We start from the raw sequence: 22,537 nt of genomic DNA, 5'->3' as shown, positions 1-22,537 counted from the left end.
GGCCGGATCGCCGAGGCGTCCGCGCGGGCCGGTAGCGTCGTCCTATGGCCAACTACCGGTACCTCGGCAACAGCGGTCTCAAGGTCAGCGAGATCACGTACGGCAACTGGGTCACGCACGGCTCGCAGGTCGATGACTCGGCCGCCATCGCGACGGTCCACGCGGCGCTCGACGTCGGCATCACGACGTTCGACACCGCGGACGTGTACGCCAACACCGCCGCCGAGGTCGTCCTCGGCAAGGCGCTCGCCAGTCAGCGTCGCGAGTCGCTCGAGATCTTCACCAAGGTCTACTTCCCGACCGGTCCGCAGGGGCCGAACGACACCGGTCTCAGCCGCAAGCACATCTTCGAGTCCATCAACGGATCGCTCCGGCGCCTCGGCACCGACTACGTCGACCTCTACCAGGCGCACCGCTTCGACTACGAGACGCCCCTGGAAGAGACGTTCCAGGCGTTCGCCGACGTCGTCCGTCAGGGCAAGGCCCTCTACATCGGCGTCTCGGAGTGGACCGCCGAGCAGCTGCGCGAGGGCCACGCGCTCGCCAAGAGCTACGGCATCCAACTCATCTCGAACCAGCCGCAGTACTCGGCGCTGTGGCGCGTCATCGAGGGCAAGGTCGTCCCGGCGTCCGAGGAGCTCGGCATCTCGCAGATCGTGTGGTCGCCGATGGCACAGGGCGTGCTGTCGGGCAAGTACCTGCCGGGTCAGCCGGTGCCCGAGGGCTCGCGCGCGACCGACGAGAAGAGCGGCGCGCGCTTCATCAAGGACTTCCTGCGCGACGACGTGCTCGAGGCCGTGCAGCGCCTGAAGCCGGTCGCCGAGCAGGCCGGGCTGTCGATGCCGCAGCTCGCGATCGCGTGGGTGCTGCAGAACCAGAACGTGGCGTCGGCGCTGGTGGGGGCATCCCGTCCCGAGCAGCTCGCCGAGACCGTCAAGGCCTCGGGGGTCGTCCTCGACGCCGATACGCTCGCCGCGATCGATGCCGCGCTCGGCGACGTCGTCTACCGCGATCCCGAAGACACCTACACGGTGTCGCCGAAGACGCGCCTCGCGTAACGCCGACATGCCGCACACGACCAGCGCCGGCATCCTGCTCTACCGGCTCGAGCCGCAGCTCCACGTGCTCATCGCGCACATGGGCGGCCCGTACTGGGCGGGCAAGGATGCCGGCGCGTGGTCGGTCCCCAAGGGCGAGTTCGTCGAGGGGGAGGAAGGCGCGCTGGATGCCGCGCGCCGGGAGTTCCGCGAGGAGCTCGGCGTCGACCCGCCCGAGCCGCCGTACGCCGAGCTCGGCACATTCGCGTACTCATCGGGCAAGCGCGTGACGGTGTTCGTCGTCGACGGCACCGGCTTCTCCCTCGACGACCTGGCGTTCGGGGAGTTCGAGCTCGAATGGCCTCCCCGATCCGGGCGGACGGCCCGATTCCCCGAGGTCGACCGGGTCGAGTGGACGTCGACGGATGCCGCACGCGAACGTCTGGTGAAGGGGCAGCGTCCCGTGATCGACGCGCTCGAGAAGCACGTGGCCGAGGCGTCCACCGGCTGAGCGAGGACCTTGTGAGTGCGGCCGCGGCGGCGGAGACTGACCGCGTCGGAACGTACGAGAGGACCCCACCATGGCTCACGGCGACATCACCCACATCGACATCCCGGTCAGCGACTTCGCGAAGGCGAGCGCGTTCTACTCCGGGCTGTTCGGCTGGCAGATCGCGGAGGTGCCCGGCTTCGAGGGCTACCCCATGTGGCAGGCGCCGAACCAGATCTCCGGCGGCGGTCTCGCCCCGCGCGACGACGGATTCACCCAGCCGCGCTCCTACGTCGAGGTGGACTCCATCGACGACACCGTGGCCAAGGCCATGCAGGCCGGCGGCGCCGTGCTGATGGAGAAGAGCGAGATCACCCCGACGAGCTGGTGGGCGGTCATCCGCGACCCGGACGGCAACGCGATCGGCCTGTACGAAGGGGCCATGGGCGGAGACGCCTGAGTCCCGCTCCGCCGCCGCGGCGGCATCCGCTCGTCACGCGGAACGGATGCCGACGCCCGGGAGGTCGCGCACGCGCACGTCGCGCAGCGCGGGGTCGGCGCGCAATCGGCGTGCGATCGCGCGAACGAGCGGGACAGGGGAGCTCGGCGTGAGCGCCGTGGCCTGCGACCCCGGGAGCGCCGCGTCGACCGCGGTGAGCAGCGGCAGGAGCGTCTCGTCGCGGCTGCGGGTGTCGTCGGCCGCGATCCACGACAGAAGCTCCTGAGTGGTCCAATCGGTGAGAACTGGCCTGCTGTGGACGGCTGAGCTGGCGTGTGTGCGGAACATTGGACCAGAATGCGGGGGTATGACGACGCTTGACAGTGCCAATGAGCGGCTGGTGGACCATCGGGTGGCACTCGGCGGGACGGTGGAGGCCTCCCGGCTGGCCGCGCGCCTGGGGCGGTGGGCCCACGGCGACGGAACGCTCACGGTGCGCCTCGCCCAGGCCATCGCGGCGCTCATCGAGGGCGGCGAGCTCCGCCCGGGCGATCGGCTTCCTGCCGAGAGGGCGCTCGCGGGTGCGATCTCGGTGTCGCGTGGAACCGTGGTCGCCGCCTACACGCTGCTGAGCGAGGACGGACTGGTCGAACGCCGGCAGGGGAGCGGGACCCGCGTGGCCGGGCATCTGGGCGTGGCGCCTCCGGTGCGTGAGCGCACTGCCCGCGGAGAGGGACTCTTCTCGGCGCTGCCCTCCGGCATCGACCTGCTGCGCGCCGTGCCGGCGATGCCGGCGCTCGCGGTCGAGATCGTGCACGCCCACCGGCCGGTGCTCGATCCGGTGACCCTGGCCGAGACCGATCCCGCCGGCCTGCCGATCCTGCGCACGCGCCTGGCAGCGCTGTTCGAGGAGGAGGGCACGCCGGCAACTTCGGCCCAGATCCTCGTGACCCACGGCGCGCAGCAGGCCATCAGCCTCGTGGTGGACGAGCTCGTCTCACCCGGTGACGTCGTGCTCACCGAGTCGGTGACGTGGCCAGGGCTCGCCGACTCCGTGCGGCGCAAGGGCGGGCGCGTGCACGGCGTGACGATGGGCGCCGACGGCATCGACGTCGACGAGCTCGAGGCGGCGATCGTCGCCCTGCGTCCGGTGCTGGTGGCCGTGAATCCGCACCACCACAACCCGACCGGCACCCGGCTGCCGGCGGCGGCGCGGCAGCGCGTGGCCGACCTCTCGGCCGAGTACGGCGTGCCGGTGCTCGAGGACCGCGTGCAGGCGCACATCTCGTTCGACGGCGTCGTGCCGCCGACGCTCGCGGCGCTGCGCCCGGATGCCCCGGTCATCGTCGCGGACTCGCTGTCGAAATGGTCGTGGTCGGGCCTGCGCATCGGCTGGCTGCGGGCCGACCCGGTCCTGGTGCGGCGTCTGCGCGCCGTGCGCCAGCTGATCGACCAGTCCACGAGCGTCCCCGCGCAGCTGCTCGCGCTCGATCTCGTCGACCAGGCCCGGGCCCTGCGGGTGGCGACGGGGGAGACGCACGCCGCCGCCGCGCAGCAGCTGCACGCCGCGATGCGCGAGCACCTGCCCGACTGGCACGCGATCCCGCCGCGCGGCGGCCTCACGATGTGGGCGCGCCTGCCGGTGGGCTCGGCGACGGCGTTCGCGCGCGTCGCCTCGATGCACGGCGTCTCCGTGGCCGGCGGCACCGAGTTCACGGCATCCGTCACCTACGACGACCACATCCGCCTGCCGTACACCGCCGCAGAGCCGGTGCTGCAGGAGGGGGTGCGACGCCTCGGCGAGGCCTGGCGCGAGTACCGCGCGCGGCTCTAGCGGTCAGCGACCGTTCTTCGGGCGCTCCGAGACGTCGATGCGATCCTGCGCACCCAGCGACGACCACGCGCTGGCGATCCCTTTCGCGGCGTGCTCGGAGGCGCGCACCGCGCGCTCGTCGGCCCACGCGTTGAGCACGTGGCCGGAGTGGCCGCGCACGTGCTCGAGCACGACGTCGGGCATGCCGGCAGCGCGCCGCGCGTCGCGCGCCACGATGAGCTGCTCGAGGATGTCGACGTTCTTGGTGGGCGCCCCGGTCGAGGTCTTCCAGCCGCGCCGGCGGTGGCCGTCCATCCACTTCGTGTACGTGTCGATGGCGTACTTGGAGTCGGCCTGCACGACGAGGTTCGCGACGTCCGCGTGGTCCTCGATCGCCTTGAGCAGGCCGGTGAGCTCGCCGATGTTGTTCGTCCCCACCGGGATCGCGCCGGCGGCCCAGTGGCCGTCCTCGCCGACCCACGCCCAGCCCGTCGGTCCGGGGTTGCCCTTGCAGGCGCCGTCGGTGGCAACGATGTAGCGGGGTGCGTCGGTCACCCGGGCAAGGCTACCCGGCCTCGGCCTCCTCCTCGGCCGCGGCCGCCTCGCGTTCGGCCCGCCACTCGTCCACGAGCTGCGGCATCCGCGTGGCGAGATACCTCATGAAATCGGCGATGTCCCGCGCCCGCTGCACGGATGCCGGAGCCTCCGCGTTCTCGTCGGCGATGCGGTCCATGAAGCCCGCGAGGCTCGAGTAGAGGGGAGCGTTCGCGGTGATCATGCCGAGCCACGCATCGCCGGTGAGGTCGTACCGGTCGCGCCGGTCGCCGGGGCGCGAGAGCCGATGGATGAGGCGCATCGAGGTCAGATAGCGCACCGCGCCCGACACCGCCGCAGCCGAGACGCCGAGCCGCTCGGCGAGGTCGGCGGCGGTGTAGCCCTCGTCGGGGGACCCGACGAGGGCCATCAGCACGCGCGCCGGCATCCGCGCCATCCCGGCCGCCGTCAGCATCGCCGCTGCCTGCTCGGCGGGTTCGACGCCCGCGTGCTCCACCGTCATGTCATCCCCCTACCCGGCGGATGCCAGTTCACGCCGTCGCATGAGCGTAAGGGATGCCGCGGCCCCGACGCCCACGACCAGCACCAGCCACCACATCCCGCGCAGGTCCACCTCGCCCCCGCTCGGTACCGGGGCGACCGAGAACGGCGACAGGTTCGTCACCCACTCCGGGAGGCCCAGCAGCGGCCCGAAGAGCCCGAACACGATCGCGGCGGTCACGAGCGTCCAGCCGAGCGGGATCGTCCACCGCGGCGCGATCGTGAAGACGAGCGCCGTCAGCACCAGGAACACGGATGCCGCGACCACCTGCCCCCAGGCGGCGACGAACGCGTCGGTGGTCAGGTCGGTGCCGTTGTCCAGGCCCGCGGCACCGGCCCACGCCCCGACGAATGCGGCGGCGCACGTCAGCACGATGGCGACGAATCCGATGACGACGAAGTCGGCGAGCCACCGCACGCGCTGCACGGGGGTGGCGAGCACCGGTTCCGCGGTGCCGTGCGCCTCCTCCTGCCGGGCGCGGGCGACCGTCTGCACGCCGGCGCACGCCGCCAGCAGCCCCACCATCGTGAAGAACACGACGACGACCGCCTGCTCGAGGTCGGCTTCGGCCGACAGCGATTTCAGCATGTCGGCGACGGCGGGGTTGTCCGAGCCCATCTCGTTCACGACCGCCCCCAGCGACGTCGAGAGCGCGCCGGCGAAGAACGCACCGGCCATCCAGCCGATCGTCGAGCCGCTCGCCAGCCGCGTGACCAGCGCCGTCGGCGACGACAGCGCCGGACGCGCGTCGGTGCGGCCGCGGCGCTCCGGGACGATGCCTGCGCCGAGGTCGCGCACGGCCTGCAGCGCCAGCGCCGCCCCCGCGAGCACGACGAACAAAGCCAGGCACAGCAGCGCCGGCCACCACAGGTTCTCGTCGAACGCGCGGGTGTTCTCGGCCCATCCGAACGGCGAGAGCCAGGTCAGCCAAGAGCTCTCCATGTGGGTGAGGTCGTCGCTCGGGGTGCCGAGGGCGTTGCCGATGCCGGCGATGAAGAAGGTCACCACGAGCACCCACACGGCGAGGGAGTTCGCGCCGCGCGACGTGCGCATGAGCTGCGCCGACAACAGCGCGACGCCCAAGTACGTCAGTCCGCCGCACGCGGCGGTGAATCCGGCGAGCCAGGACCCTTCGGCGGGCGCGCCGCCGGTGAGGAAGGCGGCGGAGACGAGGATGCCGAGGACGAGGTTCGCGAGCACGCCGTGGACGATCGTCGCGACCGTCGGCATGGTCCTTGCCGCCGTCGTCGCCGCGACCAGTTCGAGACGCCCCGCCTCCTCATCGCCGCGCGTGTGCCGCACGGCGAGGAACGAGCTCATGAAGGCGGCCATCATGACGAGGAACGGCATGAGGAGGAAGACGATGAAGGCCTGCTCATCCGGGCCTGACGGGAGCCCGCGGAACAGGAGGATCACCGGGTTGGCCATGACGGTGGCCAGCAGCGCCGTGCGCTCCGTCTCGCTGCCGTAGGTGCTCGCGGCGCCGGACAGTCCCGCGAGCGCCAGTGCCATCGTGCCGACGATCCACAGCGTCAGCTGCAGCCAGTCGCGCCGGAGCCGCTGCGCGAGCAGCGTCGTGAGACGGCTCATCGTCCGTTCCCCTCCAGCGCGGCGAGGTCGTCGCCGTAGTGGCGCAGGAAGAGCTCCTCGAGCGAGGGCGGGGCCACGCGCAGCCCGGCGACCCCGAGGCGCGAGAGCTCGGGAAGCACGCCGGTGACCTGGTCGCTGTCGACTGTGAAGCGCACGCGGCCGTCCTCGACGAGCGCGTCGTGCGCTGCGGCCAGCGCGGCGACGGGTGCGGCATCCGTCCCCTCGTACGAGACCTCGGTGCGGGTGAGGTGGCGCATGTCGGCGAGGGTCCCGCTCTCGACGATCCGCCCGGCGCGGATGATCGAGACCCGATCGCACAGCTGCTCGACCTCCGACAGGATGTGGCTCGACAGCAGCACGGTCGCGCCCGCGGCGTGGACGCGCGCGACCTCGCGCCGGAACATCACGTCCATGAGCGGGTCGAGGCCGCTCGTCGGCTCGTCGAGGATGTACAGGTCGGCCGGCACGGCGAACGCCGCGATCAGCGCCACCTTCTGGCGGTTGCCCTTGGAGTACGCGCGACCCTTCTTGCGCGGGTCGAACTGGAACGCCTCCATGAGGCGCGCCTTCTCGCCGAGATAGGCCTTGTCGTGGCGTGAGGCGCCGCGCAGGCGCGCGAGCAGGTCGATCGACTCGCCGCCGGAGAGGTTCGGCCACACGCTCACGTCGCCGGGGATGTAGGCGACCCGCCGGTGGATCTTCACGGCGTCGCGCCACGGGTGCAGACCGAAGACGGATGCCTCACCCCCGGTCTTGCGTGCGAGTCCGAGCAGCACGCGGATCGTGGTGGACTTGCCGGCGCCGTTCGGTCCGAGGAAGCCGTGCACCTGACCCTCCTCGACCGTGACGTCGAGCCCGTCGAGGGCGTGCACGCGGCCGTAGTGCTTGGTGAGGCCGCTGGTGAGGATGACTGTGGACATGGCGCAGACGCTACGCCGAATTCACAATCTTCTGAATATTCCTCACGCTTTCCTCACGGCGGCGCCGCGAGACCCGTTGCTGGGTTCAGCCGCCGGGGCAGTCGCCGGTGGTCCCGAAGCACACCGGGTGGTCGCGCACGTCCTCGACGGGAGCGGGTCTCGGGACGAACCGGCCCTGCGGCACCTGGAACAGCAGGGCGCCGATCACGGCGCACCCCAGGGCCACCGCGGTCAGGACGATGAGCCCTCGGCCGCGGCGCACCACGGCGACCACGAGCGCGGCGAGCAGGAAGGCGAGCGCGAGCCCCCCAGTCCACAGATAGCGGATGCCGTCCTCCGGCGTGGGCGGCGGGGGCGCGTCCCAGATGGCGAAGTACACGTCGAGCCACTGCGTGGGCAGGGCGAAGGCGAGGGCGGATCCGACCACGAGGAGCGCGAGGGTCGCGCCGGTGAGCATCCGGCGGCGGCCGGGTGCGGCGGGGCGCTCGACCGCGGCGTCGTCGGCAGCGGTCTCGTGCGCGTCGCCGGTGGTGTCGTCCCTGGCGACGCGAGGGCCGGCATCCTGAGCGACGCGGTTCCGGTCGATCACTCCTGCGATCGCGCCCACCAGGGCGGCACCCGCCAGCCCCGCAGCCTGCCATGCCAGGACGAGGAGCAGCGGACCGCCATAGGCGGCCGAGGGCGCGTTGGCGATGAGCGTCGCCACGGGGGCTGCCACCACCGCCCACGCCGCGAATGTGCCGGAGCGCGCACGCGGGAGCGCGAGCGCGAGCACCCCGACGAGTGCGAGCCAGACGAGGAGCGGGAGCGAGAAGACCCCGGCGGCGATGTTGACAAGCGCCTCGCCCTGGTACGTGACCAGCCCGGCGACCACCGTACCGACGACGAAGGCTGCGGCGCCCACGATCGCGGTGACGGCAGCCTGGCGGCCCGTCGCGCGCGGGGGACGTGACGCGGGTGGTGCTTCGAAGGGGTGAGGCTCCGGTGCCGTCATGGGTGAATGCTAGCCAGGGGTGCATCCGTCCCTCGGCATACACATCCACGTCATCGCGCCATGTATACCAAAGAGGGCCTGGTTGCGCCTAGGTGGCGCCGCAGGTGGCTTTATGTATACACTGACCGAGGTATGCGGGACGAGGAGGGGGTGCGGATGCGCGCGAGCGACCGGGCCTATGCGACGCTTCTCGACGAGATCCAGTCCGGCATCCTTCGTCCTGGCGCGGTCCTCGGCGAGGTGGAGCAGGCCGCCCGTCTCGGGGTGAGCCGCACGCCGCTGCGCGAAGCCCTGGGACGCCTCGCCGCCGACGGGCTGGTCGCCCAGCAGTCGCCCCGCGTCACCGTGGTCACCGCGATCGACGCCGACGACATCCGCGAGATCTTCGAGGTGCGCCGGGCGCTCGAGGAATCGGCCGCCCGCCTGGCAGCGGAGCGGGGGGATGCCGCCGCCTTCGCCGACCTGGCCCGCGACTTCGCGCATGTCGACCTCGTCGACGACGCGGCAGGAGACGGCCGCGACGCCTACTACGGCCTGATCGCACGCTTCGACCTCGCGCTGGACGGCGCCGTCGTCAACGACTACCTCACCGCGGCGCTGCGCACCGTGCGCACCCACCTGGTGCGTGTGCGCCGGCTCGCCCGCGACAACCCCGACCGGCTCGCGGCATCCGTCGCCGAGCACCGCCTGATCGCCTCGGCGATCGCCGCACGCGACGCGGACCTCGCCGCGCACGCCACGCACGTGCACCTGCACAACGCCCTCACGAACATCCTCGAGTCCCTCGAGGCATCGCGACACTGAAAGGCCGGCAATGACCGTCATCCACCACCTCCGTGTGCACCGCAGCGACGAGAACCTCGCCCGCGAGGGGCAGCTGGCCTGGCACATCGCCGAGGTCGCCGCCGACCCCGTCGAGGTCGACCAGGACGTCGTCGACATGATCGTCAACCGCGTCATCGACAACGCGGCCGTGGCCGCGGCATCCCTCACCCGCGCTCCCGTGAGCGCCGCCCGCCAGCAGGCGCTCGACCACGCGGTGTCGGTCGGCGGCTCGGGCGCGACCGTGTTCGGCTGCGCCCTCGACCGCAAGACCAGCCCCGAGTGGGCCGCCTGGGCGAACGGCGTCGCCGTGCGCGAGCTGGACTACCACGACACGTTCCTGGCGGCGGAGTACTCCCACCCGGGCGACAACATCCCGCCGATCGTCGCCGTCGCGCAGCACGTGGGCGCCGACGGCGCCGCACTCGTGCGCGGCCTCGCGACCGGCTACGAGATCCAGATCGACCTCGTGCGCGCGATCAGCCTGCACAAGCACAAGATCGACCACGTCGCCCACCTCGGCCCGTCGGCCGCCGCGGGCATCGGAACCCTCCTCGGCCTCGACGTCGAGACCATCTACCAGGCCGTCGGCCAGGCCTTGCACACCACGACCGCCACGCGCCAGTCGCGCAAGGGCGAGATCTCGACGTGGAAGGCCCACGCCCCCGCGTTCGCGGGCAAGATGGCGGTCGAGGCCGTCGACCGTGCGATGCGCGGCGAGACCTCGCCGAGCCCCATCTACGAAGGCGAGGACGGCGTCATCGCGTGGCTGCTGGACGGACCGGATGCCTCCTACGACGTGCCGCTGCCCGCCGCCGGCGAGTCCAAGCGCGGCATCCTCGACTCCTACACGAAGGAGCACTCGGCCGAGTACCAGGCGCAGGCCTGGATCGACCTGGCACGCAAGCTCCACGGCGAGCACCCCGAGCTGCTCGACCCGGCGAACGTCGAGGCGATCGTGCTGCACACCTCGCACCACACGCACTACGTGATCGGCTCGGGTGCGAACGACCCGCAGAAGTACGACCCGACGGCATCCCGCGAGACGCTCGACCACTCGATCCCGTACATCTTCGCGGTCGCGCTGCAGGACGGCGGCTGGCACCACGTCGACTCGTACACCCCCGAGCGCGCCGGCCGCGCCGACACCGTCGAGCTGTGGCAGAAGATCACCACGGCCGAGGACGAGGAGTGGACGCGCCGCTACCACTCGGAGGACCCGAGCGAGAAGGCGTTCGGCGGCCGCGTCGAGATCCGCCTCACCGACGGCGAGACCATCGAGGACGAGATCGCCGTGGCCGACGCCCACCCGCTCGGCGCCCGGCCGTTCGTCCGCGAGGACTACGTGCGCAAGTTCCGCCTGCTGGCCGAGCCGGTGCTCACGCCGGAGGAGATCGAGCGCTTCCTCGACCTCGCGCAGCGCCTTCCCGAGCTCACCGCCGACGAGGTGCAGCAGCTCACGATCGTCGCCAAGCCCGGCGTGCTGGCCGGGGCTCCCGCCCCGAAGGGCCTGTTCTGATGCTGTACTCCGCCGTGCCCGCGCACGAGAAGCGGCGGCTCTTCCGCGAGCGGCTCGCCACCGGCGAGCTGCTGCGGTTCCCCGGCGCGTTCAATCCGCTCTCCGCCCGCCTCATCGAGCGCAAGGGGTTCGAGGGCGTCTACATCTCGGGCGCCGTCCTCAGCGCCGACCTGGGCCTGCCCGACATCGGCCTGACGACGCTCACCGAGGTCGCCGCGCGCGGCCAGCAGATCGCGCGCATGACCGATCTGCCCGCGATCATCGACGCCGACACCGGGTTCGGCGAGCCCATGAACGTCGCCCGCACGATCCAGACCCTCGAGGACGCAGGCCTGGCAGGCACGCACATCGAGGACCAGATCAACCCGAAGCGCTGCGGCCATCTCGACGGCAAGGCCGTGGTCGACGAGGGTACGGCGATCAAGCGCATCCGTGCCGCGGCCGATGCCCGCCGCGACCCGAACTTCCTCATCATGGCGCGCACCGACATCCGTGCCGTGGAGGGGATGGATGCCGCCGTCGATCGCGCGAAGGCGCTCGTCGACGCGGGGGCCGACGCGATCTTCCCGGAGGCGATGCGCACGCTCGAGGAGTTCGCCGCGATCCGCGCCGCCGTGGACGTGCCGATCCTCGCCAACATGACCGAGTTCGGCAAGTCCGACCTGTTCCCGGTCGACCAGCTGCGTGATGTCGGGGTCAACATCGTCATCTGGCCGGTCTCGCTGCTGCGCATCGCGATGGGTGCGGCATCCCGTGCACTCGATACGCTCTCAGACGAAGGGCACCTCACCTCCAAGCTCGGCGAGATGCAGCATCGCGCCGACCTGTACGACCTCGTCGACTACGAGCAGTACAACCACTTCGACCAGGACGTCTTCAACTTCCAGATCACGAGGGACTGACATGACCGAACCCGACATCAAGAAGGGCCTCGCCGGCGTCGTCGTGGACTACACGGCGGTCTCGAAGGTCAACCCCGAGACGAACTCGCTGCTGTACCGGGGCTACCCGGTGCAGGAGCTCGCGGCGACCCAGTCGTTCGAGGCCGTCGCCTACCTGCTGTGGCACGGCGACCTGCCGACCGAGGTGCAGTTGGCGCAGCTGCGCGCGACGGAGCGCGCCTACCGGCACCTGCCCGCAGACGTGCGCGCCGCGATCGACCTCGTGCCGATCGACGCGCACCCCATGGACGAGGTGCGCACCGCGGTGAGCCTCATCGGCGCCCGCGACCTCGCAGGCAGCGGCTCGGTGCTCGACGCGAGCGGAAGCGAGGAGGAGAACCTGGCGCGCAGCGTCCGCCTGTTCGCCGTGCTTCCCGCGATCGTCGCCTACGGTCAGCGTCGCCGGCGCGGCCAGCAGCCGGTCGCGCCCCGCGACGACCTGGACTACGCCGCCAACTTCCTCTGGATGACCTTCGGCGAGGAGGCCGACGAGGTCGTCGTCGACGCGTTCAACCGGTCGATGATCCTGTACGCCGAGCACTCGTTCAACGCCTCGACGTTCACCGCCCGCGTCATCACCTCGACGCTGAGCGACCTGTACTCGGCGGTCGTCGGCGCCATCGGCGCGCTCAAGGGCCCGCTGCACGGCGGTGCCAACGAGGCCGTCCTGCACATCTTCGACGAGATCGGCACCGCCGAGAACGTCGGTCCGTGGCTGGACACCGCCCTCGCCGAGAAGCGCAAGATCATGGGCTTCGGCCACCGCGTCTACAAGCGCGGTGACTCGCGGGTGCCGACGATGAAGGCGGCGCTGGACACCCTCGTCGAGCACTACGACCGGCCGGATGTCGCGGCGCTGTACGACACGCTCGAGAGCGAGTTCGTGAGCCGAAAGGGCATCTACCCGAACCTCGACTACCCGTCGGGCCCGGCGTACAACCTCATCGGCTTCGACACGCTCACCTTCACGCCGCTGTTCGTCGCGGCGCGGGTCACCGGCTGGACCGCCCACATCATGGAGCAGCTCGCCTCGAACGCACTCATCCGCCCGCTGTCGGAGTACAACGGCCCGGACGAGCGTCACATCGAGGGCTATGTCCCGGATGCCGCGACCCTGGCCGCCGTCGAGCGCGAAGAGGAAGCCGCAGGGTGAGGTCGTGAGCCTGTGGTTCGGCGACGTCGCCGGCGTCGATCTGACGGCGATGGCCACCGGGACCCTGATCGAGCACCTGGGCATCCAGATCGTCGAGATCCGCGACGATGCGCTGGTGGGACGGATGCCGGTGGACCACCGCACGGTGCAGCCGGCCGGCGTCCTGCACGGCGGGGCGTCGGTGGCGCTCGCCGAGACGCTCGCGTCGTGGGCGGGGTACCTCGCGGTGGACCGCGAGCGGTTCCACGTCGTCGGGCAGGAGATCAACGCCAACCACATCCGGCCGATCTCGTCGGGATGGGTGACCGCGACGGTCACGCCCGCCAACGTCGGCCGTCGCGCGCACGTGTGGGAGATCCGCATCGTCGACGAGGCCGGAAAGCTGGTGTGCATCTCGCGGTGCACGCTCGCCGTCATCGAGCAGCGCAGCACCTACGCGACCCCCGACGCCCGCGCCTGAGCGGTTCGTCCGCCCGGTGAGCGCGGCCCTCAGCCGCGCTGCGCCGTCCTAGGCTTCTGAGCAGGAGGTTCTCATGCCGCACGCTGTCATCGTCGACGTGGTCCGCACCCCTTCCGGTCGCGGCAAGCCCGGGGGAGCGCTGAGCGGGGTGCACCCGGTCGACCTCGCCGCCGGGGTGCTCACGGCGCTGCTCGAGCGCAACGGGCTGGAGTCGCGGCAGATCGACGACGTCCTGATGGGCTGCGTGAGCCAGATCGGCGATCAGTCCCTCAACATCGCGCGGCAGACGGTGCTCGCCGCCGGCTTCGACGAGACGGTCCCGGCCGTGACGATCGACCGGCAGTGCGGTTCGAGCCAGCAGGCCGCGCACTTCGCGGCGCAGGGCGTGATCGCCGGTGCGTACGACATCGTCATCGCGGCGGGCGTCGAGTCGATGAGCCGCGTCCCGCTGGGGTCTTCGGCGCACGGCGGCACGGTCTCGCAGGGGGTCGCGCACCGCTACCCCGATGGCCTGGTGAACCAGGGCGTGTCGGCGGAACTGATCGCACAGCGCTGGGGGTTCGGCCGCGACGAGCTCGACGCGTTCTCGGCCGAGTCGCACCGACGGGCGACGGATGCCTGGAACCGCGGCGCCTTCGACGCGCAGGTCGTGCCGGTACTCGCGGGGGAGGAAGCTGTCGCGTTCGATGAGACCGTCCGGGCGGGCACCACCGTGGAATCGCTCGCCGGCCTCGGCCCCGCCTTCCGCACCGACGCGCTCGCGGCGCGGTTCCCCGACCTTCAGTGGAGCATCACCGCGGGCAACTCGTCGCCGCTCACGGACGCGGCATCCGCTGCTCTCATCATGAGCGAGGAGAAGGCCGCCGAACTCGGACTCACGCCACGGGCGCGCTTCCACTCGTTCGCGGTGGTCGGCGACGACCCGATGATGATGCTCACCGGTCCCATCCCCGCGACGCGGCGGATCCTGGAGCGCAGCGGCCTGTCGATGGGCGACCTCGACGTGTACGAAGTGAACGAGGCGTTCGCGTCGGTACCCCTCGCCTGGCGGCGCGACCTCGACGCCGATCCGGCGAAGCTCAATCCGTGGGGCGGCGCCATCGCGCTCGGTCACGCGGTCGGCGCGTCGGGCACCCGGCTGCTGGGCACGCTGGTGTCGTACCTGGAGGCGACGGGCGGCCGGTACGGGCTGCAGACGATGTGCGAAGGCGGCGGCATGGCCAACGCCACCATCATCGAACGGCTCTGACTCACCCGCTCAGCCGGTCCGGACCCCCGCCGCGAGGACGCGGAAGTTCTCGCCCTCGAAGGACCATGTGTCGGGCCAGACGGAGATCACATGGTCGCGTTCTGCCGGATCCGCGGTGTAGAAGTGGTGCAGCGCCTTCGGGCTCCAGAAGCGTGCGACGGCGACCGTATCGGGTTGCGCTGACGCCGGCGGATAGACGTAGTACGCCACGCCTTCATAGCTCCACGCGTCCGGCCATTGGGCGAGCACCTGGTCGCGCTCCGCCGGATCGGCGGTGTAGAAGTGGCCGCGGAACCGCGCGCTCCAGAACCGGAAGAGGGGTATCGTCCCCGGCACCTGGGTCGTGTAGGCGGTGTAGCGCTGCCCTTCGTACGACCAGATATCCGGCCAGGCAGATCGCACGCGATCCCGCTCGATCGGATCGACGGTGTAGAAGTGGCCCTGATACACGGGGCTCCAGAACCGGTAGACGGCCGCTGCCGTCACCGTGATGCTGGAGACGGGCACGTCCGCGCCGCGGTACTCGACGTGGAGGTGGTCGCAGGCATCGTCGAACCGTACCCACCCGGCGGGCAGCGTGAAGCTCTGGCCGCAGTTGAGCTGGCCCACCCCGGCGGGGGTCGGCAGCACCCCGACGAGCGCGCGCACGAAGTCGGCGTCCTGGGCGGTGGCACCGGTCGATGCGACCCCGTTCACTCTGACCAGATCCACCGCATGGCCGCCGCCGTTGACGATGTGGTACTGCCACCACGCCGTCGGCTCGCTGCCTTCGCACCAGCGGTTGAGGGAGATGATCCGGATCGAGAAGCCCTGATCGACGACGACCTTCCGCAATGCGTCGAGGAGGACGTCGTTGATGTTGCAGGCGCGACTCGTCCGAGGGTTGATGTACTCCGAGCCGTTCGCGTACGCCTGGATCTGCGCCTGAGGTGAGGACGAGCCGAAAGTGACGCGTCCGCTGTCGAGCATCGCCCGTGCGTTCGACTGCGCCGTCGCCGCGACGGCCGCGGCCTGCGCAGGCGGCGCCTGGCCGAGAAGTACGCCCCCCAGCAGCGCCAGCGATATCCCAAGTCCCGCCGCTCGCAGCCGGGTGGTGTGCCGCATCCGAGGTGCCTTCCGTTCGGAGGGAGGCGCCACGTGATCCGTCCGGCTCGCGCGATGTCGGCCGGATGCGTGCCCCCGCTCTCAACCTATCGGCGGCTTCGGCGATCTCGTCAGCATGCGGAGCGCCATCACCCCGGATGGCGGCTGTGGTCCGCGGTGTCGGGGTCCGCGCGCAGGCGGTCGGCGATCTCCTCTTCCGGGCGCGGGGCGATCGTCTCGTCCTCCTCGAGCTCGGGGATGGTGTGCTCGCCGGGCGCAGGGACGTGCGGCTCGTGCGACTGCTCGTCGGGGGTCGACACCACGACTCCTACCGGGCCTGGAGTCCGGCCTGCCACCGGTGGTGCTCTCGCACGACGAGCAGGGCGAGGATGCTCCAGACGCCGAGGTCGTCGGTGAATCCCAGCGGTCCGAGGACGAGCTCGGGGATCAGGTCGATCGGCGAGACGGCGTAGACGACGGCCGCGGTCGCGGCGACCCACGTCGTCGGAGCGACGCGGTGCTGCCCGCCCTTGAGCGCCTTGAGGAATCTCCACCACATGCCCCCCAGTGTGCGCCGCGGGCGGGCCGCCTGGGCCGGCCGGTATCAACTCGTGATCTCCGCGGCCCACGGTCTGTCTGCAAGCGGTTGCGCAAACGGGGGATGAGCGGATGCCTCGACCCGCGGCATCCGTTCGATGAAAGGTCTCTCATGATGTAAGCGCTTGCAGTATCTGCGATCGCGCTGCTAGCGTCGGCCGCACAACTGCACCGCGGGCACGTCGGCGTGCCCACCGCCCCACCTCAGGAGCTCCCGTGTCGAAGTCGACCTCAGGACGTGCCCGCATCCTCACCGCCAGCCTTGCCGCGGCCGCGCTCATCGTCACGGGGGGAGCGGTCGCGATCGCTCCCGCCGCCGCTGCCGAGCGCACCTTCGCGCTGGTCGGGAGCCTGCAATCGGAGCTCGGGTGCGCCGACGACTGGAAGCCCGAGTGCACCGCCACCGAGCTCGTCGCCACCGGCACCGCGGGTGTCTACGCCGCGGAGTTCGATGTGCCGGCGGGCTCGTACGAGTACAAGGTCGCCGTGAACGACGGCTGGGACGAGTCGTACGGGCTCAACGGCGGTAATGACAACATCCCGCTCACGATCGGCGGGCCGGCGACGCTGCGCTTCGTGTTCGACGACAACACCCACCGCGTCGGCGTCGAGGCGAAGAGCCTGCGGGCCGGCTACACGCCCGACGACGACGCCCTCGTCGCGGCGCCGGTGCGCCAGCCAGGCAGCCAGGAGCAGTTCTACTTCGTGATGACCGACCGCTTCGCGAACGGCGACACGTCCAACGACCAGGGCGGGCTCACCGGCGACCGGCTCGCCACCGGCTTCGACCCGACCGACAAGGGCTTCTACAACGGCGGCGACATCGCGGGGCTGCGGGAGAGCCTCGACTACATCGAGGGCCTCGGCACCACCGCGATCTGGCTGACCCCGAGCTTCAAGAACAAGCCCGTGCAGGGCGAGGGCGCGAACGCGAGCGCCGGTTATCACGGCTACTGGATCACGGACTTCACGCAGATCGACCCGCACCTGGGCACCAACGCCGAGCTCGAGGCGCTGATCTCCGAGGCGCACGCCAAGGGGATCAAGGTCTACTTCGACATCATCGCCAACCACACCGCCGACGTGATCTCGTACGCCGACGGGCAGTACGGCTACGTCGACCAGGCTACGAGCCCCTACAAGGACGCGGACGGCAAGGCCTTCGACCCGGCGGCGTACGCGGGCACCGACGCGTTCCCGACGCTCGACCCTGCCACGTCGTTCCCGCACGCCCCGGTGATCGCCCCGGAGGACGCCGACGCGAAGACGCCGGCGTGGCTCAACGACCCGACGCTGTACCACAACCGGGGCAACTCGACGTGGGCGGGGGAGTCGGTCACTTACGGCGACTTCGACGGCCTCGACGACCTCATGACCGAGAACCCGACCGTCGTGAACGGCTTCGTCGACGTGTACCGGGACTGGATCGACCTCGGGATCGACGGCTTCCGCATCGACACCGCCAAGCACGTGAACTTCGAGTTCTGGCAGACCTGGACCACCGAGGTGCTCGACTACGCGCGCACCGTCGCGAAGAAGCCCGACTTCTTCATGTTCGGCGAGGTCTACGACGCCGACCCGGTCAAGCTCTCGCCGTACGTGCGCGACACCGATATGAGCTCGGTGCTCGACTTCACGTTCCAGTCGTCGGCGGTGGGCTACGCCGGAGGCGGCAACGCCAAGGCGCTGCAGAACCTCTACGCGGGCGACGACCACTACACGACGCCCGACTCGTCGGCCACCGCATTGCCGACGTTCCTCGGCAACCACGACATGGGCCGCGTCGGGTACTTCCTGAAGGATGCCGGCGACGCCGCCAGGCGCGACCTGCTCGCGCACGACCTGATGTTCCTCGGTCGCGGACAGCCTGTCGTCTACTACGGCGACGAGCAGGGCTTCGTCGGCACCGGCGGCGACAAGGACGCGCGCCAGACGCTGTTCGCGACGCAGGTCCCGTCGTACCAGAACCAGAAGCTCATCGACGGCACCACCGCCGGATCGGTCGACCGCTACGACACGGACGCGCCGGTGTACGCGCGCATCGCCGACCTCGCCGCGCTGCGCGAGGCCCACCCCGCCCTGGTCACCGGCGCCCAGATCGAGCGCTACGCCGACGACGGCGCCGGCGTCTACGCGTTCTCGCGCGTCGACCGCGACGAGAAGGTCGAGTACCTCGTCGCCCTCAACAACACGACGTCCGATAAGACGGTGAGCCTCACGACCCTCACCGCGGGTGCGTCGTTCGCCCCCGTCTACGGGACCACGACCGGGATCTCGACGGATGCCGCGGCCGCGGCATCCGTCACCGTCCCGGCTCTGTCGGCCGTCGTCTACCGCGCCGACAAGGCAGTGACCGCGCCGGCCGAGGCGCGCGCCGTCACCGTGAAGGCGCCGGCCGCCGGCGCGGGGGTCACCGGCTCGACGGCGGTCGGCGCCGATGTCGACGACGCGACCTGGCAGGAGACGAGCTTCTCGTGGCGCGTCGTCGGGTCGGACCAGTGGCACGCCCTCGGCACCGCTGAGGACACCGACCCCGGCGTCTTCCACGACGTCCGCGGGCTCGCCGACGGCACCCTGATCGAGTACCGCGCGGTGACGACGGATGCCGCCGGCCATCGCGCCGCGTCCTCCACCTACGCGTCGGTGGGGAACAAGGTGAGCACCGGGGTCGAGGTGACCCCCGAGGAGCCGGAGGAGCCCGAACCGCAGACGCCGACGGAGTACGGCGCGGTCAGCGTCCCCGGCAGCTTCGACGCGAAGGCGGGCTGCCCCGGCGACTGGCAGCCCGACTGCGACGCCGTGCAGATGACGAAGGTCGACGGCATCTGGACCCTCGCGCTGGGCGATCTCGCGGCCGGCACGTACGAGTTCAAGATCGCGACCGAGAAGAAGTGGGACGAGAACTACGGCGCCGGCGGCGTGCAGAACGGCTCGAACATCACCGTGACCCACGCGGGCGGACCGATCGGGTTCTTCTTCGATCCGCGCACCAAGAACATCCGCACCACCGCGGACGGACCGGTCGTCACGCTGCCGGGCAGCCTCCAGAGCGAGCTCGGCTGCGCGGGCGACTGGATGCCGGAGTGCCTGGCGACCATGATGTTCGACCGCGACGGCGACGGCGTCTTCCAGTTCACCACCGACGACCTGCCCACCGGCTCGTACGAGGTGAAGGTCGCCCACGGCCGCAGCTGGGCCGAGAACTACGGCGCCGGTGGCGCCCCGGGCGGCGCGAACATCACGTTCAGCGCGAGCACCGGCAAGGTCGTGACCTTCCGCTACACCCTCGACACCCACGTGCTCACCGTCAAGGCGAGCGACCCGCCGCTGGCCGGCACCGGCGAGCTGCGCGCGCACTGGATCGACGCCGCGACCATCGCCTGGCCCGCCGACCTCGGCGCCCCTGCCGCCGGTGCGGCGTGGCAGCTGTACGGATCTCCGGCAGCCTCGCTCGCCGTCTCGGCCGACCGCGAGGTCACCGGCGGAACCGATCCGATCACCCTCACGCGCATCGACGGCGGTCTCACCGCCGCGCAGAAGGAGCGGTTCCCGTCGCTCGCCGGCTATGTCGCCCTTCACGTCGACGGCGTCGACCGCGAGGCCGCGGCCGCGCTGCTGAAGGGCCAGCTCATGGTGGCGCAGCACGGCCCAGGCGGCGCGCTCGCCGCCTTCACCGGCGTGCAGATCCCGGGCGTGCTCGACGACCTCTATGCGGACGCCGTCGCCGACGCCGACCTCGGGATCGCGTTCAAAGCCAACAAGCCGACGTTCCGGCTGTGGGCGCCGACGGCGCAGCGCGCGACGCTGCTCACCTGGGATGCCGGTGCCGACGGCGACCCGGTGCGCCACGACGCGACGTGGGACGCGGCATCCGGGATCTGGGCCGTCGCGGGCACGAAGGCGCTGAAGGGCGACGAGTACCGGTGGGAGGTCGTCGTCTACGCCCCCACGACGGGGAAGATCGAGACCAACGACGTCACCGACCCTTACTCGGTGGCGCTCACGACGAACTCGGAGCGCTCGGTCGCGATCGACCTCGACGACAAGCAATGGCGCCCGAAGGCGTGGGAGAAGACGAAGGCGCCGGTGGTGGCGCGACCGGTCGACCGTGCGATCTACGAGCTGCACGTGCGCGACTTCTCGATCACCGACGAGTCGGTGCCGGAGGCGGAGCGCGGCACGTACGCCGCGTTCACCCGCGACAGCGCCGGCACGAAGCAGCTGCGTCAACTCGCCGACGCGGGCATCAACACGGTTCACCTGCTGCCGACTTTCGACATCGCCACGATCGAGGAGGACCGCTCGAAGCAGGCGGTGCCCGACTGCGACCTCGCCTCGTTCGCACCCGACAGCACCGGGCAGCAGACGTGCGTCGAGAAGGTCGTCGACGCCGACGGCTTCAACTGGGGCTACGACCCGTACCACTACTCGGTCCCCGAGGGCTCGTACGCGGTCGACCCCGATGGCGGCGCACGTATCGCCGAGTTCCGCTCGATGGTCGGCGCCCTGCACGGCATGGGACTGCAGGTCGTGCTCGACCAGGTGTTCAACCACACCTCCGCGGCGGGCCAGGCCGACACGTCGGTGCTCGACCAGGTCGTGCCCGGCTACTACCAGCGACTGAACGCCGCCGGCGCCGTGGAGACCTCGACCTGCTGCCAGAACGTGGCCACCGAGCACGAGGTGGCGCAGAAGCTCATGGTCGACTCGGTCGTGCTGTGGGCCCGCGAGTACAAGGTCGACGGCTTCCGCTTCGACCTCATGGGCCACCATTCGAAGGCGAACATGCTGGCGATCCGGGCGGCGCTGGACGAGCTGACGCTCAGGGACGACGGCGTCGACGGGTCGAAGATCTACCTCTACGGCGAGGGCTGGAACTTCGGCGAGGTCGCGGACAACGCGCTGTTCGAGCAGGCCACGCAGGGGCAGCTCGGCGGCACCGGCATCGGCACGTTCAGCGACCGGCTGCGCGACGCCGTCCACGGCGGCAGCCCCGTCGCCGGCGAGACGATCCAGCAGCAGGGCTTCGGCACGGGCCTGGGCACAGACCCCAACGGCGCGCCGATCAACGGCACGACCGAGCAGGCGCTCGCCGACCTGGCGCACCAGACCGACCTCGTCAAGCTCGGCCTCGCGGGCAACCTCCGCGACTACGAGCTGACGGCGTCCGACGGCACCGTCAAGGCGGGCGACGAGCTCGACTACCGCGGTTCGCCGGCCGGATACGCCGACCAGCCCGACGAGATCATCACCTACGTCGACGCGCACGACAACGAGACGTTGTACGACCTCTCGGTGCTGAAGCTCCCGGCCGACACGTCGATGGCCGACCGCGTGCGCATGAACACGCTCGAGCTCGCGACCACGACGTTCGGGCAGACCCCGTCGTTCTGGCACGCCGGCACCGAGCTCCTGCGCTCCAAGTCGCTCGACCGCAACAGCTACAACTCCGGCGACTGGTTCAACCGCATCGACTGGACCGGCCAGGAGTCGACCTTCGGGTCGGGCCTGCCGCGCGAGGCCGACAACGGCTCGACGTGGGCCATCAAGCAGCCGCTGCTGGCCGACCCCGCCAACAAGCCGGGTGCCTCCGACATCGCCACGGCCGAGGCATCCGCTCTCGACCTGCTGCGGGTGCGCGACGAGGTGGGGCTGCTCCGGCTCGGGTCCGCCGGGCTCATCGAGGAGAAGGTCTCGTTCCCGAACAGCGGGCCGGATGCCGCACCCGGCGTCGTCGTGATGCTCATCGACGACCTCGTGGGCAAGGATGTCGACCCCGCCCTCGACGGCGCGCTGGTGGTCTTCAACGCCGGCACGGAGCCCACGACGCAGACGGTGGACGAGCTCGCGGGTCGCGGCTTCGCGCTGACGCCGGCGCTCGCGAAGGGATCGGACCCGGTCGTCAAGACCACAACGTGGGATGCCGCCACCGGAACGGTCACCGTCCCCGCGCGCACCGCCGTGGTTCTGGTGGACCGTGAGCCGATCGGAACCCGGACCGTGGTGGCGCCCACGAAGCTGCTCGTGAAGGCAGGCAGCGCGGTACCTGTCGTGGGCACCGTGACGACCGACGACGGATCACCCGCGATCGGCACCGTGACGATCACCGACAACGGGAAGGTCGTCGCGACCGTGGAGCTCGACGCGGCGGACAAGGGCCGGGTGACGGTCGGCGTGAAGCTGTCGGAGCGGGGCGTGCACATGATCCGCACGACGTTCACCGGCGTCGGCGATCACCAGGACTCGCGCGCGATGATCCCGGTGCCGGTTCTCGTCTACTGAGCTCTGCGCAGCCCGCGAACCGACCGCCGGAGGATCCGCCCGATCCTCCGGC

Annotated in this window: 20 protein-coding genes; 11 read left to right on the top strand and 9 right to left on the bottom strand. The window is 71.0% G+C overall.

What is annotated here, in order from left to right; all coding sequences use genetic code 11:
• Positions 1 to 44 precede the first annotated feature (44 nt).
• From AC1DDU_RS05205 to AC1DDU_RS05195, 3 genes are all read left to right on the top strand, one after another.
• Positions 45 to 1,058 carry an aldo/keto reductase family protein gene (locus AC1DDU_RS05205; RefSeq protein WP_477431791.1) on the top strand — a complete coding sequence of 338 codons (1,014 nt, stop codon included), beginning with the start codon at positions 45 to 47 and terminating at the stop codon, positions 1,056 to 1,058.
• 7 nt (positions 1,059 to 1,065) lie between these two features.
• Entirely contained in the window at positions 1,066 to 1,548 is a 483-nt protein-coding gene (locus AC1DDU_RS05200; RefSeq protein WP_477431789.1) for an NUDIX hydrolase, read from the top strand.
• A gap of 70 nt (positions 1,549 to 1,618) precedes the next feature.
• Positions 1,619 to 1,987, top strand: coding sequence for a VOC family protein (locus AC1DDU_RS05195; protein WP_477431787.1), 369 nt, complete (start codon positions 1,619 to 1,621; stop codon positions 1,985 to 1,987).
• Positions 1,988 to 2,020: 33 nt separating this feature from the next.
• Here the strand turns inward: AC1DDU_RS05195 and AC1DDU_RS05190 are convergent, their stop codons facing one another.
• A complete protein-coding gene (locus AC1DDU_RS05190; protein WP_477431785.1) occupies positions 2,021 to 2,314 on the bottom strand; it encodes a hypothetical protein in 294 nt (97 codons plus the stop codon).
• A gap of 19 nt (positions 2,315 to 2,333) precedes the next feature.
• On the opposite strand from AC1DDU_RS05190, the gene AC1DDU_RS05185 reads away from it, so the two are divergent.
• Entirely contained in the window at positions 2,334 to 3,800 is a 1,467-nt protein-coding gene (locus tag AC1DDU_RS05185; protein WP_477431783.1) for an aminotransferase-like domain-containing protein, read from the top strand.
• A gap of 3 nt (positions 3,801 to 3,803) precedes the next feature.
• Here the strand turns inward: AC1DDU_RS05185 and AC1DDU_RS05180 are convergent, their stop codons facing one another.
• The 5 genes from AC1DDU_RS05180 to AC1DDU_RS05160 all read right to left on the bottom strand — a co-directional run bounded on the left by AC1DDU_RS05180 (position 3,804) and on the right by AC1DDU_RS05160 (position 8,379).
• Complete coding sequence (locus AC1DDU_RS05180; RefSeq protein ID WP_477431781.1) at positions 3,804 to 4,334, bottom strand: ribonuclease H family protein; 531 nt, start codon at positions 4,332 to 4,334, stop codon at positions 3,804 to 3,806.
• Positions 4,335 to 4,344: 10 nt separating this feature from the next.
• Positions 4,345 to 4,836 (bottom strand): GbsR/MarR family transcriptional regulator, encoded by a 492-nt coding sequence (locus tag AC1DDU_RS05175; protein ID WP_477431779.1) that lies wholly within the window; start codon positions 4,834 to 4,836, stop codon positions 4,345 to 4,347.
• 9 nt (positions 4,837 to 4,845) lie between these two features.
• Positions 4,846 to 6,465: an ABC transporter permease gene (locus tag AC1DDU_RS05170; RefSeq protein WP_477431777.1), complete on the bottom strand. Its 1,620-nt coding sequence runs from the start codon at positions 6,463 to 6,465 to the stop codon at positions 4,846 to 4,848.
• Positions 6,462 to 7,385: an ABC transporter ATP-binding protein gene (locus tag AC1DDU_RS05165; RefSeq protein ID WP_477431775.1), complete on the bottom strand. Its 924-nt coding sequence runs from the start codon at positions 7,383 to 7,385 to the stop codon at positions 6,462 to 6,464. The genes AC1DDU_RS05170 and AC1DDU_RS05165 overlap by 4 nt, the downstream gene beginning before the upstream one ends.
• 85 nt (positions 7,386 to 7,470) lie before the next feature.
• Complete coding sequence (locus AC1DDU_RS05160; RefSeq protein ID WP_477431773.1) at positions 7,471 to 8,379, bottom strand: hypothetical protein; 909 nt, start codon at positions 8,377 to 8,379, stop codon at positions 7,471 to 7,473.
• A gap of 156 nt (positions 8,380 to 8,535) precedes the next feature.
• Between AC1DDU_RS05160 and AC1DDU_RS05155 the strand changes: the two genes are divergently transcribed.
• The 6 genes from AC1DDU_RS05155 (at position 8,536) to AC1DDU_RS05130 (ending at position 14,523) form a co-directional block, all read left to right on the top strand.
• A complete protein-coding gene (locus tag AC1DDU_RS05155; protein ID WP_477433431.1) occupies positions 8,536 to 9,183 on the top strand; it encodes a GntR family transcriptional regulator in 648 nt (215 codons plus the stop codon).
• Positions 9,184 to 9,193: 10 nt separating this feature from the next.
• Positions 9,194 to 10,720, top strand: coding sequence for an MmgE/PrpD family protein (locus tag AC1DDU_RS05150; RefSeq protein ID WP_477431771.1), 1,527 nt, complete (start codon positions 9,194 to 9,196; stop codon positions 10,718 to 10,720).
• Positions 10,720 to 11,622, top strand: coding sequence for a methylisocitrate lyase (gene prpB / locus AC1DDU_RS05145; RefSeq protein ID WP_477431769.1), 903 nt, complete (start codon positions 10,720 to 10,722; stop codon positions 11,620 to 11,622). The genes AC1DDU_RS05150 and prpB overlap by 1 nt, the downstream gene beginning before the upstream one ends.
• Position 11,623: 1 nt before the next feature.
• Positions 11,624 to 12,814 carry a bifunctional 2-methylcitrate synthase/citrate synthase gene (locus tag AC1DDU_RS05140; RefSeq protein WP_477431767.1) on the top strand — a complete coding sequence of 397 codons (1,191 nt, stop codon included), beginning with the start codon at positions 11,624 to 11,626 and terminating at the stop codon, positions 12,812 to 12,814.
• A 4-nt stretch (positions 12,815 to 12,818) separates the two neighbouring features.
• On the top strand, positions 12,819 to 13,274 hold the full coding sequence (locus AC1DDU_RS05135) for a hotdog fold thioesterase (RefSeq protein WP_477431765.1): 456 nt from the start codon (positions 12,819 to 12,821) through the stop codon (positions 13,272 to 13,274).
• Between the two features lie 73 nt (positions 13,275 to 13,347).
• On the top strand, positions 13,348 to 14,523 hold the full coding sequence (locus AC1DDU_RS05130; RefSeq protein WP_477431763.1) for a thiolase family protein: 1,176 nt from the start codon (positions 13,348 to 13,350) through the stop codon (positions 14,521 to 14,523).
• Positions 14,524 to 14,532: 9 nt separating this feature from the next.
• Here AC1DDU_RS05130 and AC1DDU_RS05125 read toward each other — a convergent pair whose 3' ends face one another.
• From AC1DDU_RS05125 to AC1DDU_RS05115, 3 genes are all read right to left on the bottom strand, one after another.
• Positions 14,533 to 15,627, bottom strand: coding sequence for a hypothetical protein (locus tag AC1DDU_RS05125; RefSeq protein WP_477431761.1), 1,095 nt, complete (start codon positions 15,625 to 15,627; stop codon positions 14,533 to 14,535).
• Between the two features lie 128 nt (positions 15,628 to 15,755).
• Positions 15,756 to 15,926, bottom strand: coding sequence for a hypothetical protein (locus AC1DDU_RS05120; protein WP_477431759.1), 171 nt, complete (start codon positions 15,924 to 15,926; stop codon positions 15,756 to 15,758).
• A gap of 8 nt (positions 15,927 to 15,934) precedes the next feature.
• A complete protein-coding gene (locus AC1DDU_RS05115) occupies positions 15,935 to 16,165 on the bottom strand; it encodes a DUF1232 domain-containing protein (protein WP_477431757.1) in 231 nt (76 codons plus the stop codon).
• A gap of 254 nt (positions 16,166 to 16,419) precedes the next feature.
• Between AC1DDU_RS05115 and pulA the strand changes: the two genes are divergently transcribed.
• Entirely contained in the window at positions 16,420 to 22,485 is a 6,066-nt protein-coding gene (pulA, locus tag AC1DDU_RS05110) for a pullulanase-type alpha-1,6-glucosidase (protein WP_477431755.1), read from the top strand.
• The last annotated feature ends 52 nt before the right edge of the window (positions 22,486 to 22,537 follow it).

Source organism: Microbacterium sp. 05T445, from assembly GCF_056395865.1.
The sequence above is the reverse complement of the archived record's forward strand: the minus strand, read 5'-3'. Positions and strand labels throughout refer to the sequence as shown.